The 17324-nt window shown below is 68.7% G+C and carries 15 protein-coding genes and 2 pseudogenes; 8 read left to right on the top strand and 9 right to left on the bottom strand.

All coding sequences use genetic code 11. The features are described 5' to 3' along the window. Positions 1 to 2 precede the first annotated feature (2 nt). Complete coding sequence (locus tag ABD220_RS03700) at positions 3 to 827, top strand: SDR family oxidoreductase (RefSeq protein ID WP_344119933.1); 825 nt, start codon at positions 3 to 5, stop codon at positions 825 to 827. A 12-nt stretch (positions 828 to 839) separates the two neighbouring features. Here ABD220_RS03700 and ABD220_RS03705 read toward each other — a convergent pair whose 3' ends face one another. Further along, positions 840 to 1721: a CPBP family intramembrane glutamic endopeptidase gene (locus tag ABD220_RS03705; RefSeq protein ID WP_344119935.1), complete on the bottom strand. Its 882-nt coding sequence runs from the start codon at positions 1719 to 1721 to the stop codon at positions 840 to 842. 813 nt (positions 1722 to 2534) lie between these two features. Between ABD220_RS03705 and ABD220_RS03710 the strand changes: the two genes are divergently transcribed. The 5 genes and pseudogenes from ABD220_RS03710 to ABD220_RS03725 all read left to right on the top strand — a co-directional run. Next, entirely contained in the window at positions 2535 to 3026 is a 492-nt protein-coding gene (locus ABD220_RS03710; protein ID WP_344119937.1) for a DUF1003 domain-containing protein, read from the top strand. Continuing rightward, on the top strand, positions 3023 to 3301 hold the full coding sequence (locus ABD220_RS03715) for a hypothetical protein (RefSeq protein WP_344119939.1): 279 nt from the start codon (positions 3023 to 3025) through the stop codon (positions 3299 to 3301). Before ABD220_RS03710 ends, ABD220_RS03715 begins: the two co-directional genes overlap by 4 nt. Positions 3302 to 3388: 87 nt before the next feature. Continuing rightward, entirely contained in the window at positions 3389 to 4336 is a 948-nt protein-coding gene (locus ABD220_RS03720) for a hypothetical protein (protein ID WP_344119941.1), read from the top strand. Next, positions 4333 to 5037, top strand: a pseudogene (locus ABD220_RS18035) (DUF6544 family protein); the annotation flags it as partial. The gene ABD220_RS03720 and the pseudogene ABD220_RS18035, both read left to right, overlap by 4 nt. Before the next feature lie 22 nt (positions 5038 to 5059). Further along, positions 5060 to 5482 (top strand): annotated as a pseudogene (locus ABD220_RS03725) (DUF6544 family protein); the annotation flags it as partial. A 71-nt stretch (positions 5483 to 5553) separates the two neighbouring features. On the opposite strand, the gene ABD220_RS03730 reads toward ABD220_RS03725, so the two are convergent. Continuing rightward, positions 5554 to 5925, bottom strand: coding sequence for a hypothetical protein (locus ABD220_RS03730; protein WP_344119942.1), 372 nt, complete (start codon positions 5923 to 5925; stop codon positions 5554 to 5556). A gap of 107 nt (positions 5926 to 6032) precedes the next feature. Between ABD220_RS03730 and ABD220_RS03735 the strand changes: the two genes are divergently transcribed. After that, entirely contained in the window at positions 6033 to 7064 is a 1032-nt protein-coding gene (locus ABD220_RS03735; protein ID WP_344119944.1) for a hypothetical protein, read from the top strand. A gap of 317 nt (positions 7065 to 7381) precedes the next feature. Here the strand turns inward: ABD220_RS03735 and ABD220_RS03740 are convergent, their stop codons facing one another. The 4 genes from ABD220_RS03740 to ABD220_RS03755 form a co-directional block, all read right to left on the bottom strand. After that, positions 7382 to 7804: a hypothetical protein gene (locus ABD220_RS03740; protein WP_344119946.1), complete on the bottom strand. Its 423-nt coding sequence runs from the start codon at positions 7802 to 7804 to the stop codon at positions 7382 to 7384. A gap of 89 nt (positions 7805 to 7893) precedes the next feature. Continuing rightward, positions 7894 to 8724 (bottom strand): hypothetical protein, encoded by an 831-nt coding sequence (locus ABD220_RS03745; RefSeq protein WP_344119948.1) that lies wholly within the window; start codon positions 8722 to 8724, stop codon positions 7894 to 7896. Between the two features lie 237 nt (positions 8725 to 8961). Beyond that, complete coding sequence (locus tag ABD220_RS03750) at positions 8962 to 9408, bottom strand: universal stress protein (RefSeq protein WP_344119950.1); 447 nt, start codon at positions 9406 to 9408, stop codon at positions 8962 to 8964. Between the two features lie 862 nt (positions 9409 to 10270). Beyond that, positions 10271 to 11473 carry a globin domain-containing protein gene (locus ABD220_RS03755; protein WP_344119952.1) on the bottom strand — a complete coding sequence of 401 codons (1203 nt, stop codon included), beginning with the start codon at positions 11471 to 11473 and terminating at the stop codon, positions 10271 to 10273. Between the two features lie 313 nt (positions 11474 to 11786). On the opposite strand from ABD220_RS03755, the gene ABD220_RS03760 reads away from it, so the two are divergent. Further along, the gene (locus ABD220_RS03760; RefSeq protein ID WP_344119954.1) at positions 11787 to 12821 is read left to right on the top strand and encodes an NAD(P)-dependent alcohol dehydrogenase; all 1035 of its coding nucleotides are present in this window, start codon (positions 11787 to 11789) and stop codon (positions 12819 to 12821) included. 337 nt (positions 12822 to 13158) lie between these two features. Here ABD220_RS03760 and ABD220_RS03765 read toward each other — a convergent pair whose 3' ends face one another. From ABD220_RS03765 to ABD220_RS03775, 3 genes are all read right to left on the bottom strand, one after another. Beyond that, a complete protein-coding gene (locus tag ABD220_RS03765; RefSeq protein ID WP_344119955.1) occupies positions 13159 to 14190 on the bottom strand; it encodes an aldo/keto reductase in 1032 nt (343 codons plus the stop codon). Between the two features lie 181 nt (positions 14191 to 14371). Further along, positions 14372 to 15508 carry an ABC transporter ATP-binding protein gene (locus tag ABD220_RS03770; protein WP_344119956.1) on the bottom strand — a complete coding sequence of 379 codons (1137 nt, stop codon included), beginning with the start codon at positions 15506 to 15508 and terminating at the stop codon, positions 14372 to 14374. Positions 15509 to 15590: 82 nt separating this feature from the next. Beyond that, on the bottom strand, positions 15591 to 17246 hold the full coding sequence (locus ABD220_RS03775) for a glycoside hydrolase family 13 protein (protein ID WP_344119957.1): 1656 nt from the start codon (positions 17244 to 17246) through the stop codon (positions 15591 to 15593). Positions 17247 to 17324: the final 78 nt, after the last annotated feature.

The raw sequence follows: 17324 nt of genomic DNA on the forward strand, positions 1-17324 counted from the left end.
ACGTGGTCGAGGCAGGATGGGCCACCGGTCCGGTGGCGATCACCGGTGCCGACGGGCAAGTGGGCACAGCGCTGCAACACCGGCTGGCCTCCCTGCCGAACGATGTGCGGGCGCTGGGTCGCCACGACGACCTAGCGGTGGCCTTTCGGGATGCTTCCGCGGTGGTGCACCTGGCGGGGACGCTGCGCCCGAAGCGACCCAATACCTACGCGGGCGCGAACCTGGACACGGTAGCCGCTACCATCGCCGCCCTGGAGGGCTCGGTAGCGCGGCGGGTGGTGTTCCTGTCCTACCTCGACGCCGACCCCGCCTCAGCCAACCCGTACCTGCGGGCCAAGGGACAGGCCGAGCAGCAGCTCCGAACCTCGGGCGTTCCCGCGGTCATCTTTCGTGCTGCCCACATCTACGGGCCTCCGCAGGCGCCCGGGCCCACCGTGGCCTCCATGATCTCCCGGGGCGGGAAGCCGGTGCCCGTGCTGGGGCCAGGCACCCAGCGCTACGCCTGGATCAGCCGTGAGGACGTGGCCGAGGCCCTGGTCTGCGCGGCCTTGGACCCGGCCACCCCGGACGGGACGTTCGAACTGGCGGGACCGCAGTCGCTGAGTGTTGACGAGTTCGTCGCCCACGTCAACGCTGCGGACGTCCGCATCCGGCACCTGCCGGCCGGAGTGGCGCACCTGCTGGGGCGAGTGGTGCCCTCACTTCCCGGGCCGCTGGTCGATGTGATGCTGCGAGACTGCCTGCCCACCGCGGACCCCGAGCAGACCGCGAAGCTGTTCGGCCTGACTCTCCGCCGTGTGGACGAGATCTGGCAGAAGCAGCTGTGACCACCGGCGCGCTCAGCGTGCCGCCGAGCGGCTCGAACGGGAACGGGACAAGTGCCGGGGCCCGGCGACCCGCACGACCGCAGCAGTCAATACCAGGAACAGCACGGCCCACACGAGGTTGAGCTCCTCCCCACGGGCGGCCGCCGACGCCATGGTGAAGTCCTGGGTGCCGTGGAACAGGATCGGGATCAGCAGGCTGCCGCCGGTGCCGTTGTAGAGCCAGGCCAGCACGATGCTGCCGGCGACCACCAGCACCGCCCACCCGATCGTGAACGGCACCGACATCGTCGAGAAGGCCGCGTCGAAGACGAACGTCGGGGCGTGCCAGAACACCCAGAACAACCCCACCACCACGGCGGCGACCAGTGCACTGTGGCGAGCCTGGAGGTGGGGTTGGGCAAAGCCGCGCCAGCCCACCTCCTCACCGAACCCGATCACCACCACCAGAAACGCCCAGGTGGCCACCGGACCCAGGAAGGGCAACTCCTCCCACCGCCCGAACCCGGCCCAGTCCGGGGCCGGGGCGCCCAGTACCACCATCGAGACGACCGCGGCGGCCAGGAACAGCGCCACCGGACCCAGCAGGGCAGCGGCATACCAACCCCACCCCACGCGCCACCGGAGCACCTGCCCGAACAACCCGCGGAGCCCGGCGCGGCCCTCGAGGGCGGCGACGACGACGGTGGCGGCCACCAGGGGCCCGAAGTCCCCGGCGAACTGCAGGACCGCCCGCGGCAGGACCACCGGGATCACCCCGGCCGTGGAGGCGGCCAACGGGATGCGGAAGAGCCAGGTGATGCCGTAGGCCAGCACGACGAAGGCCAGCAACGGCCGACGCCGGACCACAGAGGACCAGGCGGACCGGCCGCCCCCAGAACCGTCCACCGATGCCATCGCTACCTCCATACCCGTATGTCCTGCAGGCGTCCTGTCCCTGCGGAAAGCTGCTGACATCATCCCGGTGCACTGTCCGGCCCGCCATATCACCCGTCATATTGGCCGCCAGAATCTGGCAGCCATGCATGGCGCGGAGGGTGTAATCACCCTGACGGGGCCCGGGCAACGGCTACCCAGGCCGGTGCTGAGCAGGCGGGGTGCGATGGCAGGAAATCGGAGGTGGGACCCGCCGAGAGAGGACCCACGTCATCTTCTTCATGTCACTTTCATGTCATGGGGGCAACCACGGGGGAAGCTAGCCTGTGACCGCAGGAGCCGCTCCTGCCGCCACTTCACTGGCTCGGATCGATCACGTCCAATCGTGGCCGACCGACCTTCTCGCTACGAGCCCCTGGAAGGAATTTGATGACGTCATCCGGTGACGGAGCCAATACATCAGCGCGGAGTCCACGGTTCCTTCCCCGCCCGAGGAGGCAATTCCTGCCCCGACCATAGCCCGGGTTATGGTGCCCCTCTGCGGCCGTCCGATGAGGAAGGCCCGCGCACGGCGGAGTGCAGGGTGTTGGTGAGATGGGAACCTGCGGCGAGGAAGGTCGTCGTGATCAAGCGATCGTCCCCGCGGTGTCAACTTTCCCAGCCAGGTCGTGCCCCCAGGAGCAGGGACTGCTGCCTGCTGGTTGACGGCATGCCAGAACAGATAGGCCAGCATGCATGCTCAACTTCCACACACAAAAGGTGTCTCTGCCGCAGACACCAGCAGATCTGAGGGGACCAGTTGTCGCCCGCAGGAAGCGACGTACTCTGGGCGGCATGTTGAGCATCAGCGCGCGGCGGGTCCCCGAGGAGACCTGGCACGAAAAGCACCAGCAGGACCTCACCCGAGGAGAACGGGCTGCGGATCGATTGCGCAATCTCATGGGCAACTGGTGGTTCGTGGCCGGGTTCATCCTGTTCATGGCTGGTTGGGCGGTAGCCAACTCTTTCGGCGCCGGGTGGGACCCGTACCCCTACATCTTGTTGAACCTGTTTCTGAGCATGCTCGCCGGACTACAAGGGGCGATCCTGTTAATTGCCGCCAAACGTCAGGATGCGATCTCTTCCGCTCTCGCCCAGCACGACTACGACACCAACGTCGCGGCGAAGATCGACATCGACACCGTCTTGGAGATCAACCAGCGACAGCTGGAGATGATCGGCGAGCTGCAGGAGGTTGTCCGCCGGCTCGACCCGGCTCGGCTGGATGCCGCTGGGAGGGCGGATGCCCAGGAACCGGGAAGCTCGCTGGATTCGCCCGCCCCATGAACCTGCTCTCGGTGGTGGCCACCAGCGTGGTCTACACCTGGATCTACAACAGCACCGGTGGCAGTGTCCTGATCCTCACCCTGCTCCACGGGACCGGCAATGCGGCCGGAACCGTGTTCTTCGGCGACGACGCCACGGTGTGGGAAGCCGTCCACACCGTGAACACGGTCGTCATGATCGTCCTCGCGGTTGTCCTCGTGGCGATCTTCGGTACCGGACTGTCCTCCCGGACCCCGCGAACAAGATCCCGGACGAGGCCAGGCGTCCATGACTGAATTACCCGACGCCGAGAAACCACCACGAGAGCTCGACGCCCCAGGCCGCACCCGACAACCACGACCGTCCCACGAGGAGCATCGAGGATGACTTCAGCCGAAGAACCCACCGATCGCACGCACCACCAGGACCACTCGTCGAACGGTCTCTCCCAGGGGCCAGCGCCCGCGGCCCGGTTCCTGGCCCCGGTGCTGCTCGCCCTGGCGCTGGGAATGGCGACCGCCTCCGTGCTGGGACCGGTGGGGCTAGGGCTGCTGGAGTACCGCACCTCGCCCACGACCCTGAACCAGTTGGTGGGCAGTGATGCCGCAGCTCTGGTGGTGATCGCGCCCTTGGCGGTGATCGCCGCGGTGCTGGTGGCCCGCGGTCACCGGGCCGGCCCGGTGCTGGGCAGCGGCATCGGTGTCTACGCGGTGTACACCTACGCGCAGCTGATCATCGGCCAGGAGTACCTGCGGCTGCCGGGCAACGTGGAGTACTGGTTCCCGTTGCTGCTGGGGGTCTTCGTGCTGGCCGAGGCCGCCACGGTGCTGTCCTGGCTGGCGATCCCGAAGCACCTGCCGCCACTCTCACGGCGGGTGCAACGGACCGCGGCGGTGGCGCTGCTGGCCTCGGCCGCCTTCCTGACGGTGGGTCTGCACCTGCCGACCATGCTCACCGCCTGGGACGATCCGGCCTCGATGACCGAGTACTCCTCCAGTCCCACCCCGTTCTGGATGGTCAAGCTCATGGACCTGGGCATCCTGGTGCCGGTGGCCATCGCCTGCGGGATCGGCCTGCTCGCCGGTGCGGGCTGGGCCCGCCGGGTCGTGTACCCGTTGCTGACCGGCTACACCTGCCTGACCATCTCGGTGGCCTCCATGGCGGTGGTCATGCTCCTGCGCGGGGACCCGGACGCCTCGGCGGGTCTGGCGGGCGGGTTCCTCGTCTTCGCCGCGCTGTTCATCACCCTGGTCGTGGCCCTGTACCGCCCGCTCTTCCACCCCGGTGCCACCCACCCCCGGGCCACCCCGCGCGAGGTACGGACCCCATGAGGCGGGCCGTGCGGTGGTCCGTGATCGCCATCATCGTCGTGCACGGGTTGATCCACCTGCTGGGGGCGGCCAAAGGGCTGGGCTGGGCGCAGGTGCCCGCGCTCACCGAGCCCATCACCTACGCCGGCGGGCTCGCCTGGCTGGTGGCCGCCCTGGTCGTGACCGCCGCCGGTCTTTTGTTCGGGGCAGGAGCCCGCGGCTGGTGGGTGGTGTGCGCCGTGGCCGCTGTGGCGTCCCAGGCGCTCATCCTCAGCTCGTGGGCCGATGCGGGCACCGGCACCGTTGGTAACGTCGTGCTGCTGCTGGCCGCCGCCTACGGTTACGCCCGTCAGGGGCCGGGCAGCTTCCGTGCTGCTTACCGTCGGCACTTCCAGGAGATCGCGGCCCGCCCGCACGAGTCGCCGGTGGTCACCGAGGCCGATCTGGCGTCCCTGCCGGAACCGGTGGCCGCCTACCTGCGCCGCTGCGGGACGGCGGGGCAGCCCCGGGTGGCGAACTTCCGGGCCACCGTCCACGGGCGCATCCGCGCCGGGGTCACCCAGCCCTGGATGTCCTTCACCGGCGAGCAGATCAACACCTTCGGCCCCGACCCGGCGCGCCTCTTCCTGATGAACGCCACCATGTCCGGAGTCCCCGCCGACGTCTTCCACCGCTACCAGAACGGGCACGCCACCATGCGCGTCAAGGCGGCCTCGGTGTGGCCGATCGTGCGATGCGCACGGACCGGAGATGGACCGGGCCGAGACCGTGACCGTGTTCAACGACCTGTGCATCATGGCACCGGCCGCCCTGGCCGACGCACCCGTCACCTGGCAGGTGCTCGACGACCACCAGGTGGTGGGCACCTACACCGCCGCCGGCCAGTCCGTCACCGCCCGCCTGGTGTTCAACGACGACCACGAGCTCGTCGACTTCATCTCCGAGGACCGGTTGCGCGCCTCAACCGATGGGAAGATCTTCGTGGCCCAACGGTGGTCCACCCCGGTGGGCGAGTACCGGGATGTCGACGGCCGCCGCATCGCCACCGGCGGCGAGGGCCGCTGGCACGCCCCGGCGCCGGAGGGGGAGTTCACCTACCTCGAGTTCCTCATCGACGACATCACGTACAACATCGGCTCCAGGCCCCGGGCTGGTGCCGCCCGGTAGATCCACGCCGGACGTCCAGGTGTGTGCGTCATATCCGCGGGCTTTGGATCGGGACGCCGTCGGCGTCACCGTCAACCAGGAACATCGATGAAGGAGCGGCGGCGGACAACCTCGAACACCGCCGCCGAGACCGCGTTCGGCACCCAGTACGGCCAGGGCAACGCCGGAACCAACCCCAGCACCCACGCCTGGGCCCAGCGCAGGGCCCCGGACACCCGGCGGCCGCGCAACAGGTGGTAGCCCACCACGGCCTCGAAGGCGGCCGTGCCCAGCACGACGGTAGGAGCGATCCGCTCCAACACCTGGAGCACGGGCCGGTAGGGAGGCACCCACGCGTTGTCGCGCAACCAGCCCATCAGACGGTGCGCGATGCGCACCGTGTACACCGCGTTCAGCACCGCCGAACCGGTGAAGTACACTCCTACGGCCCGGGTGGCCCACATCGATCTCCGGGCCGGTACCCTCCCGGTCACCTGTTTCCTGGAGCAGGTGGGGCGATGTGTCGTGACATCCATGATCGGCTCCCTCACTCGGGCGGGCATGTCCCATCATGACGCTCACACCGGGTGCCGGCGTTGACGGCTGGTGGGCCTCATTCCACCATGAGCCTGATAGCGAATGCATCGCAGTGGCCATCATGACGAGGGGGCAGGGCATGGACGTCGGACGCAGCTGGCCGGCCAACATCACCGCCGCGGCCCGGATCGCCGGGCACCTGCTCACCGGCCCGTTGCTGCGCTCCTACCGTCGCAGCTGGGGCGCCACACCCGAGGAGGCCGCATCGAGCTGGCCCGGGGACGAGCTGCTGCCCGCCCCGTCGTGGTCGACCACGCACGCGGTGACCATCGATGCACCCCTCCAGGACGTCTGGCCGTGGCTGGCCCAAATCGGGCAGGGTCGCGGTGGGCTCTACAGTTTCCAACGCCTCGAGAACCTTATCGGTTGCCAGATGACCAACACCGACCGGATCCTGCCCGAACACCAGGACATCGCCGCAGGTGCAGAAATCCGGTTGCACCCGCAAGCGGCCCTGCCCGTGGCCCGTCTGGAGCCGGGACAGGACATCGTGCTGATGGCAGCTCCTGAACCCCCGACACCGGAGCAACGCGTCACCGGGGGACTGTGGTCCTTTCATCTGCGGCCCACCCCGGACGGCGGCACCCGGCTGGTGGAGCGGCTGAGCATGCAGTCCGGACCCACCTGGCAGGAGCAACTGTTCACCTCCCCGGCCCTGGTGGAGCCGGTCAGCTTCGTGATGAGTCAAGAGATGCTCCGCAACATCAAGGCCCTGGCCGAAGCCGGCACCACCCACCGCACGAACGAAAGGACCACCATGACCAGAAAAATGATCGGGGAGAAGACCAGCAAGCAACACCGACGTTGGAACGACCTGAGCCCCGGCCAGCAGTCCGTGGTGCTGACCCTGGCCTCGATCCAGGTCTCCCTGGCCGTCACCGCCTGGACCGACCTGGCCTTCCGTCCCGCAGGGCAGGTCAACGGATCCAAGGCCAAATGGGCGGTGATCATCGGCGTCAACTTCGTGGGGCCTCTGCTGTACTTCACCCGCGGACGCCGCCGCTGAGTGCCACCGCCCGACCCTCGACCTCCAGGGCAAGGCCACGGGGCAGCTCTGGGGCACGGAAGCACGGGAGCCAGGGACCTCGTTGCCGAGCTCACCCAGCACAAGCGCGGCCGTGCCTCTGACGAGACGGCGCGCGGTCGGAAAGCTGGCTCGGGGCACGGTGTCAGCGACGGTCGGAAACGGTGCGCTATCGACGGGGTGGTTTCCCGTCACGGTCGCGACAGCGGAACGGCTCCGCCCGTCTCACGCCGTCAGACCAGGCGGCAGCGACTGAGGACTGCAGAGGGCGGGGATTTCCCGACCGGGTCCCAGAGGCTTCAACGGCGCCGTCGGGGCCCTGCACGGTCCTCGTCGGTACCACCCGGACGGTGATCCCAGGTGCGCGGGAGCGACCACGCCAACACCGTGATGAGGGCCCCGACCAGGAAGATGGCCGGTTGCATGACTGGGTGCACGACCTGCAACCACGCCAGCTGAACCAGGATCCAGGCGATGAGACCCATACCGGAAAGGATCGCCAGGGGCCGGGCGTGCCGGTGGCGCCGCAGGACGGCGGCCGCGGCGATAAGTTCACCGGCTCCCGGCAGCAGCATCAGGGCCAGGGCGGGTAGCGTCCAATCCGGAAACGGCGTGCGCTGCAACCACGCCGGGTCCAGCCCGAGGCCACCAGTGAGCATCTGCCAACCGCCGAGCAGCGCCAGCAGGCCCACCGACACCTGGAGGGCGACGAGCGGCACCATGACCTTCGCAGCCCCTCTTGGGCGGCGGGCGGGTGCCTCCGGTGAGAGCTCCGTCCCCGGGGGTCCAGTCTGTTCCCGCCGAGTGCTGCTCACCTCTGGCGGCCTTCCGACGCGGCGCTCCGGTTCAGGGCCGTGGTGCTCGGGGCGTGCAGCGGCAGTGTCACGGTGGGATCAGGGCGCAGGGGCAGATCAAGGACGGCGCGCAGCACCCAGCGGATCCGCAACGGAGGCCGCCGCAACGAGGCGGCTGGCAGCGCCTCGGGCACCGGCACCGAGAACGGGATCTCCACGGTCCCTCCGGCCTCCAGCGATGCGCAGTCCTCGATCCGGTCGGCGACGACGGTTTCGACGTGCTTGTCGTCATTGGCGGGGCTGCGCGCCGGGTCGGCTCCGGCGCCGGGACCGTGGTCGACGTGTTCTTCCAGGACGAGTTCGAACCGCACGCCACGGGCCGGAACGGGCTTGCGCGCAGCCATCCGCAACGTGCCGGTCAGGGGTCGTCCAGGGACCAATGTCCGGGAGGAGAGGGACTGGAAAGTCATCGTCGCCCAGCCTCGGGTGTTCTCCTCGAGCGGGGAACCGGCATCGGCGGCCGCCTCACGGGCGCTGTGCTGGACCTCCAGGGTGTGCTCAGCAACGGTGTCCCGGTGATCGGCGCAGGTGATCCGTACCCGGATGGCCCACCGGATCTGGATGAGAATGCCTTCGGCGCTGCCGGGTTCGCCTTCGGGGACGGTCAGAACGGCCTCACGGGAGAGGTCCTCGCCGGTGCCCAGGTGCGCGGCGGTCTCCTCCCGGATCCGGTCGACGGTGATGGTGTCCTCCTGCCAGGCGGTGTGCATCCCCCCGTAGAGGTTGCCCTGGCGGTAGCCGTAGCGCACGGTGCGCCGCAGCTCGACCTCGGTGCTCTCCAGCGTCACCGGCTCACCAGCCGTCGCCCGCACTCGTACCCCGACCGGGCTTCCGGCCGCCACGGGCCCTAACGGTTCCACAGCGACCCGCACGTCCAGCTCTGGCCGCTGCCACTTCCCCCACACCATGGGCCCATGCTCGGACCGCGACACAGGAGTGTCAACGCATGCTCGGGACGCCCACTTCACACCGGGACATCGACCGGCATGGAGTCTCACCAGCCCGTTGCTACCTCCCCCAGTGTGCTACGCGGCCGGCTCAGTGCCATCCCCGTGGGTGACCAGCACCGGGCAGGTGGCGTGGGAGACACAGGCGGCGCTGACCGAGCCCATCAACAGACCCCGGAACCCACCGTGGCCCCTGCGGCCCACGACCAGCATCACGGCGTCCCGGCTCTCCTCCACCAGCACCTTCGATGCGTGCCCGAAGACCACCTTCGTGCTCAACCGGGCCGGCCGGTCCCCACCGAACGCCTCAACAAGGGCCTTGTCCAGCCGGTTCCGGGTGATCTCATCGAAGTTGTCGCTGCCCAGGGGAACGTAGCCGGCGTACTCGGACGGGTAGTCCCAGGTGCCCACCACCCTGATCGCCACCCCGAGCCCGGAAGCCACACGCGCAGCCAAACGCAGCGCCTCCACCGACTGCTCAGAACCATCCACCCCGACGACAATCTCTTCCGTCGTTTCCGTCATCCCAGAACCTTTGCTTTGGTGATCATCGAAAGTTCCGCCAGTATCACAGAGCCTCACCGCGCCGGATAGAGGACCTATTGCCCCTTGCTCAAGCCCGTCACCAAGGCCTAGGCGAAATCCCGTCACCCCTTCCTAAGAACTTCGCGACGAAGAAGACACGACGGGGTATCAACGCGATCGCCGACCCTGCCTCCGTAGCGAGTGGGTGTGCAACCCCCACCGGAGATCGAGGACCTCCTGACCGGCGTCTACTCATGGGCGACGGGGGTCGGGGCTCTCTCCCGCGCAGGTCCGTACATCACCTGTGGATTCAGTGCTCAAACACCTACAGGACTGCTGACTCTGATGGCCTGCCTCAATACGGTAGAAGCTTCCCTGCCCGCGTTTCACGCGTGGAGGCCGCCCCGAACCCCCGTGGGGTGACAGAGCAGATGGACGCCATGCGCTTCATATATGGCCGGTTAGAGATGGATCGCGTTGCGGTGAGGATTGTGTCCAGTGCGTGCTCATGGAGTGCGGAGAGCTTGCTGCTTCGATGCTGGGCCCGCTGGACAGGTTCGTCTTTTGATCTCAGTGGTGCCGAAACCTCACACCGTCGGGTTGTTGGAAGCCGAGACCGGCCACCGCCCACCGAGAACCACCGGTCGTTCCGTGGAGTGTCGGACGTGATCACGCCCGTGCCTTGCCCGGCCCGGTCACCGGTGGTGGCACCCTCTGGAGGGCGAGGGGGAAAGGCATTGAACCTTTGTGGGAAGACCGGGCCCTCTGGCCCGGCCTTCCCTGGTGCCCGTCGGCGGGCTCAGTCGCTGCCCCGGGGGGTGTCGTGCGACGCCTGGGTGGTCGGCTCACCGGTCGGTGGGTTCTATTCGAAGTCGGCCAGCCACAGGTCGGGGCCGAAGACCTCGTACTGGATGTCCTTGGCGGGCACGCCCCGGGCGATCAGGGAGCTGCGCACGGCCTGCATGAACGGCAGGGGCCCGCACAGGTAGTACTGGGCATCGGCAGGAAGCTCCACGGCGTCCACGTTCATGAGCCCGGTGTGCTCTCCGGGGACCGGGGTGCTCGACGGGTTCTCGAACCACACGGCCAAGGACCCGTCCAACAACTGGTCCAGGTCCTGCGTCACCTGGGCGCGCAGCGCGAAGGTCTCCGGGGAGGCGTCGGCGTGCAGCAGCAGCACCTTGCGCTGAGCCCCGGCCTTGACCAGGTGGGAGAGCATGCCGGCCATCGGGGTGATCCCGATGCCGGCGCTGGCCAGCACCACCGGCCGGTCGGTGTACTCCAGGACCACGTCCCCGAAGGGCGCTGAGAGGGTCAGCTCGTCACCGACCTGGATGCGGTCGTGGAGCAGGGTGGACATCTCCCCGGCCGGGGTGCCGTTGCCGCGGATGCGCTTGACGGCGAACACGCGGTGCCGCCCGTCGTCGGCGCGGGTGAGGCTGTACTGGCGGGGCTGGTGCACGCCGTCGGGCATGCGCATCTTGCACGTGACGTACTGGCCCGGCAGCGACGGTTTCACCTCCCTGGAGTCGGTGCGCTCGACCACGAAGGTCGTGACCTCGGCGGTCTCCGGGGTCTTCTCGACCACCCGCCAGGTGCGCCAGACGGTGTCCGGGGTCAGCCGGGTCGCGTCGTAGAGGCCGCGTTCCTTGCTGATCAGGGCGTTGGCCATCAGCCAGTACACCTCGTCCCAGGCCGCGGCCGCCTGAGGAGTCACGGCGTCGCCGAGGACGTCGACGATGGCCCACATGAGGTGGTCGTGGACGATCTGGTACTGCTCGGGGGCCAGCCCGAGGGAGACGTGCTTGTGGGCGATGCGGGAGAGCAGGTGGTCAGGGATCTCGGTCGGCGTGTTCACCAGGACGGTGGCGTAGGCGGCCACGGAGCCGGCCAACGCCTGTTGCTGGGCCCCGTCGGCCTGGTTGCCGCGGTTGAACAACCCGTCCAGCAGCTCGGGGTGGGCTGCGAACATGTGGGCGTAGAACCGTCGGGCGATCTCTTGGATGTTCTCCCCGACCACCGGCAGGGTGGCCTTCACGATCGGGTAGGCGGTATCGGACAGCATCACGGCTCCTCGGGTCCGGCGGCGTCGGCGGTGGCTCGGTGTCCGGTCAAGCTAGCACCGGAGCCCAGGACGGAACCAGGTTCCTTCGGCAGTGTGTCCACCGCCCGGACACACAGGTCGACGCGACGGTGCGGGATGCCACCACCGGGGCCATGGCTCTGCCCCTGCCCGCAGGTACGGGGCGGGTTGGCCAGGAGTTCGCTTGCGTCATCGATGCGGAAGGGAAGACTGGGGGTGCAGGCACGCACCTGCGGCACCACGACAGCATTCCCCACACGGTCTCGATCAGCGGGGCCGGGAGAAGGAGTTCCTTGTGAAAGCACTGCAGTACCGCACCATCGGCGCGCCCCCCGAAGTCGTGGAGATCCCCACCCCCGAACCCGGGCCCGGCCAGGTGAGGCTGAAGGTCACCGCCGCCGGGGTGTGCCACTCGGACGAGTTCATCATGAGCCTGCCCGAGGACTCCTACACCTACGGGCTGCCGCTGACCCTGGGGCATGAGGGCGCCGGGATCGTGGACGAGCTCGGCGAGGGCGTCACCGGCCTGGCGGTGGGGGACTCGGCGGCCGTCTACGGGCCGTGGGGCTGCGGCTACTGCTACACCTGCTCCAAGGGGCAGGAGAACTACTGCGAGAACGCCGCCACACTGGGCATCACCCCGCCCGGCCTGGGCTCCCCGGGGGCGATGGCCGAGTACATGATCATCGACAACGCCCGCCACCTGGTGCCGCTGGGCGATCTGGATCCCGTGCAGAACGTGTCGCTGACCGACGCCGGACTGACCCCGTACCACGCGATCAAGCAGTCGCTGGACCAGCTCGTGCCCGGATCCGTGGCCGTGGTGATCGGCGCCGGCGGGCTGGGACACGTCGGCATCCAGATCCTGCGCGCGATGACCGCCGCCACCGTGGTGGCCCTGGACGTCAACGAGGAGAAGCTGGGCCTGGCGAAGGAGGTCGGGGCTCACCACGCGTTCCTGTCCAACGCCGAGGCCGCGGAGCGGGTCAAGGAACTCACCGGCGGACACGGGGCCCAAGCGGTGTTCGACTTCGTCGGCATCCAGCCGACCATGGAGCTGGGTCAGGCCATGATCCGGGTCGGCGGCGACCAGGTGCTGGTCGGGGTGGGCTCGGGCACCCTGCCGGTGGGCATGCTCGACAAGCCCTGGGAGTCCTCCATCCGCGCCCCCTACTGGGGCTACCGCTCCGAGCTGTTCGAGGTCCTCGAACTGGCCCGCACCGGGGCCATCCACGTGGAGACCGAGATCTTCACCCTCGACGACGCCCCGAAAGCCTACGAGAAGCTCCACGCCGGGGCCCTGCGCGGACGCGCCGTCATCGTCCTCTGAAACCGGGCCACTCCCGGTACTCGATGGGCACCGTACTGAAGACGCAATGCACGACCCGCTGCCTCCGGTAGAACTCGCCCCGGGACTTCCACCTCAGGCGTGGTCCAGGAATGGCACCCAAGTCGGCCATCGCGCCGAAGCTGTTCCGGACCTCCTCATGGGTATACAGGGCAACTGATGCCCTGCGCTTTACATATGACCAGCTACCGGACATTGCTCGCGGGAACGACGTTGCAGTTGTGGTTCGTCCAACGTACTTTCCCGTCCTCGATGCCGGTCCTTCACGTCGTGATCTAGCTCGACGAGGCGGCCTGGATGTAGTCGCTGGGAGTGCGGGTTACTGGGTGCCGGTGATGGGCCGATCGCGTTGCTGCACACCGGCGGCGCCGTAGGGATAGTCGTCCATCCGCGGTGCACTGACGTCGTTGAGCCGTTGTGTCTCTTCGCCGGTCAGGCGAAGGTCGGTGGCGGCCATGTTGTCGACCAGCTGATCCACGGTGCGGGCCCCCAGGATGACCGAGGTCACCGCCGGTCGAGCCCCGAGCCAGGACAGGGCCACCTGGGACGGTGAGGCACCGTGGGCGCCGGCGATCTCGCGGACGGCGTCCACGACCTGCCATGTCCGCTCCTGGGCGTTGCGCCCTTCCCAGGCCTCCATGCCGCGCTGCGGGTCTTCGCCAAGACGGGTGGCTCCGGTGGGGTCCACGTTGCGCCGGTACTTCCCGCTGAGCCATCCTCCGGCCAGGGGCGACCAGGGCAGTAGCCCGATGCTGGCGTCCAGTGCGGCGGGCACGATTTCGTGCTCGATGTCGCGCACCAGCAGGTTGTACTGCGGCTGCAGGGTGACCGGTGCCGCCCATCCATGGGCGGAGGCCACGTGCACGGCCTTGGTGAGCTGCCAGCCGAGATAGTTCGAGAACCCGTAGTAGGAGATCTTGCCTGCCGTGATGGCGTCGTCGAGGAAGCGCAGGGTCTCCTCGAGCGGGGTGAGTTCGTCCCAAGCGTGCAGCTGGTAGAGGTCGATGTGCTCCACGCCCAGGCGGGTGAGGGAGTGCTCCAGTGCGGTGCGCAGGTGACGGCGCGACGTACCCAGGTCGTTGGGGCCGGTGCCGGTGGGGAACCGGCCCTTGGTGGTGAGCACGATTTGGGTGACCTCGGTGGGGTGGGCGGTGAGCCAGCGGCCGATGATCTGCTCGGAGGCTCCGCCGCTGTAGACGTCGGCGGTGTCGATGAAGGTTCCACCGTTCTCGGCGAAGGTCGTGAGGATTTGGTGGGAGGTGGCTTCGTCGGCCTCGGCGCCGAAGGTCATCGTGCCCAGTGCTTGGGCCGAGACGACGGTGCCGCTGCGTGCGAGTGTGCGGTATTCCATGGTTGTCCTTTGACGGCGGGGCACTGGGGGCGGGTCCACCGAGGTCACGGTGGCCGATTCGGTGCACTGGTGGGACGACGTTGGTGTTGGGCTGAACTCCGGTCGGTGGCCGACGAGGCTGTGGGCCGTGGGCCTGCGGGGTGCGATGGCATCTCGGGCTGGTCGTGGAGCCCGTGGTGGATCAGTCCGGCAGGCGGTTGCCGGTGGTGGTGTCGAAGAGGTGGACGTGCTCCAGGTTCGGAGCGACCCAGATGGTGCTCCCGGCCCGGGGCGGGGTGCGGCCTTCGACCCGGACAATGAACTCGTGAGTGGTGGGGTCGTCGGCAGTCCCGGTGGTGGGATCCACCGGCACGATCGCGTTGGCGGCGGTGACCGGGGCGAGGTGGCCGTAGACGAAGGCGTCGGCGCCGAGCTCCTCGACCACGTCGGCCACGATCGGCAGCCCGGTGCCCTCGGCGGCCGGGTGCAGGTCCTCGGGCCGGATCCCGACCGTGACCTGGGATCCTCTCAGGGCGGATCGCTGGGCGGGGCTGAGCGGGATCCGCACCGTGCCCAGCTGGGCCCCGGCCTCGGTGACGGGCACGCGGAAGAGGTTCATGGCAGGCGACCCGATGAAGCCGGCCACGAACTCCGTGGCGGGGCGGTCGTAGAGGTTGCGCGGGGTGTCGACCTGCATCAGGTGCCCGTCCTTGAGCACCGCCACCCGGTCGCCCATGGTCATCGCCTCGACCTGGTCGTGGGTGACATAGACCGTGGTGACTCCCAGCCGGCGGGTCAGCGAGGCGATCTGGGTGCGGGTCTGGACTCGCAGCTTCGCATCCAGGTTGGACAGCGGTTCGTCCATCAGGAACACCTGCGGGGACCGGACGATGGCCCTGCCCATGGCCACGCGCTGGCGCTGGCCACCGGAGAGGGCCTTGGGCTTGCGGTCGAGGTAGTCGGTGAGGTCCAGGATCTTCGCGGCATCTTCCACCCGCCGGCGCCGCTCCTCCGCACTGATTTTGGCGATCTTCAGGGCGAAGCCCATGTTCTCGGCCACCGTCATGTGCGGGTAGAGGGCGTAGTTCTGGAAGACCATCGCGATGTCGCGGTCCTTGGAAGGGGTGTGGGTGACGTCGCGGTCGCCGATGTAGATCGAGCCGCCCGTGACGTCCTCCAACCCGGCGAGCATCCGCAGGGTGGTGGATTTGCCGCACCCGGAGGGGCCGACCAGGACGAGGAACTCCCCGTCGGCGATCTCAAGGTTGAGATCGGTGACCGAGGGGCGTTCGGCCCCGGGGTACTGACAGGTGACGTTGGCGTAGCGCACAGAAGACATGGTGGGTGATTCCTTTCAGGTTCCGGCGGTCGTTCCTGCCGGAGCAGTGGCGTGGGTCGGTTCCGGGCGGTGCCGGGAGAGGTCAGGGGATCGTCAGCCAGGCAGTGTGGTTGGGCGGCAGCTGTCCGTCGGCGAGCCGGTTGCTGGCCATCAACACCTGGGCGTCGTCGGGCAGTGGCACGCAGATGTCGGAGAGATTGACCACGCATCGGAATCCGGGGCCGCGGTCGAAGGACAGGCACTGGGAAGGCGCTTCGGTCCAAGCAAAGTCGGAACCGCGCAGCCCTGGGTGGTTGCGTCGCAGGCGCAGGGCCTGGCGGTACATTTCCAGGGTCGAGCCCTCCACCCCGTCCTGGGCCTCGACCGACAACTCTCCAAAGGCCGGTGGTTGGGGAAGCCAGGCGCCGTCGTCGCCGAAACCGAAGGAAGTCCCGGTGCGGGTCCAGGGCAAGGGCACCCGAGCGCCGTCACGGCCTTTGAGCGCGTGGCCGGTGCGTTCCCAGACCGGGTCCTGCAGAGCCTCGTGGGCGATGTCGGGGACCTCGGGCAAGCCCAGTTCCTCGCCCTGGTAGAGGTAGGGCGAGCCGGGCAGGGCGAGCATCATCAAGGTCGCCGCCCGTGCCCGGTCCAGACCCAGGTGCGCATCGAGCACCGGGTGGCGCCCGTCGGTGTTCAGCCACTCGTCGGGGTCGGTGCCTTCGGGCAGGGCCAGGCGGGAGGCGTGGCGGGGCACGTCGTGGGAGGACAGCACCCAGGTCAGGCCTCCGCCGGTGCCGGCGTGGCCAGCGATGGCCTGGTCGATCACGGCCCGGAACCGGTCGGCGCCCCATTCGGACTTCAGCAGGGAGAAGTCGAAGACCTGCCCGAGCTCGGTGGGGCGGGCGTAGAGGTAGGTGCGTTCGTTGGCTGGGGACCAGGTCTCGGCCACGGCCATCCGGGGCGGGTCGTACTCGTTGAAGACTTCCCGCCATTCCTGATAGATCGTGTGCACCTCTTCCCGGTCGTAGAGCGGGTCGGTGCCGTCCAGAGGCAGCGACCGGTCCAGGTTGGGCTGGTCGCGCAGCGGGTGGGAGAGGTCCTTGGCTAGGGAATGGGCCACATCGATGCGGAACCCGTCCACGCCCCGGTCGGCCCAGAACCGCAGGGTGTCCTTGAAGTACTGGCGCACCTGGGGATTCTCCCAGTTCAGGTCGGGCTGTTCCTTGGCGAACAGGTGGCAGTACCACTGCCCGTCATCGGTCCGTTCCCAGGCGGGTCCGCCGAAGTGGGAGACCCAGTTCGCCGGTGGGGTCGCCCCGTCGGGGCCGGTGCCGTCGCGGAAGATGTAGCGGTCCCGGGCGGGGGATCCCACCGGGGAGGCAAGGGCCTCCCGGAACCATGGGTGCTGGTCGGAGGTGTGGTTGGGGACGATGTCGACGATGATCTTGATCCCGAGTCCGTGGGCGGTGGTCACGATGCGGTCGAAGTCGGCCAGGGTGCCTAGGCGCGGGTCGACGTCGCGGTAGTCGCTGATGTCGTAGCCGCCGTCAGCCAGCGGGGAGGGGTAGAAGGGGCTGAGCCAGATCGCATCCACCCCCAGTTCGGCGAGGTAGGGCAGGCGGGAGAGCAGCCCGCCCAGGTCTCCGATGCCGTCGCCGTTGGAGTCGGCGAAGGAGCGGGGGTAGACCTGGTAGACGACCGCGGTGCGCCACCAGTCCGGATCGGTGGCGGCCGTAGGCGAGGTGGGGGAAGAGGACATGAGGACTCCGTCCGTGGAAGAGCAGCAGTGGAAAGAGGCGGGCGCAGGGTGGCTGCGGTGGTCGTCGGGGGGACCGTG

Origin of the sequence: Kocuria aegyptia, from assembly GCF_039530085.1 — a bacterium.
Classification (GTDB): Bacteria; Actinomycetota; Actinomycetes; order Actinomycetales; family Micrococcaceae; genus Kocuria; species Kocuria aegyptia.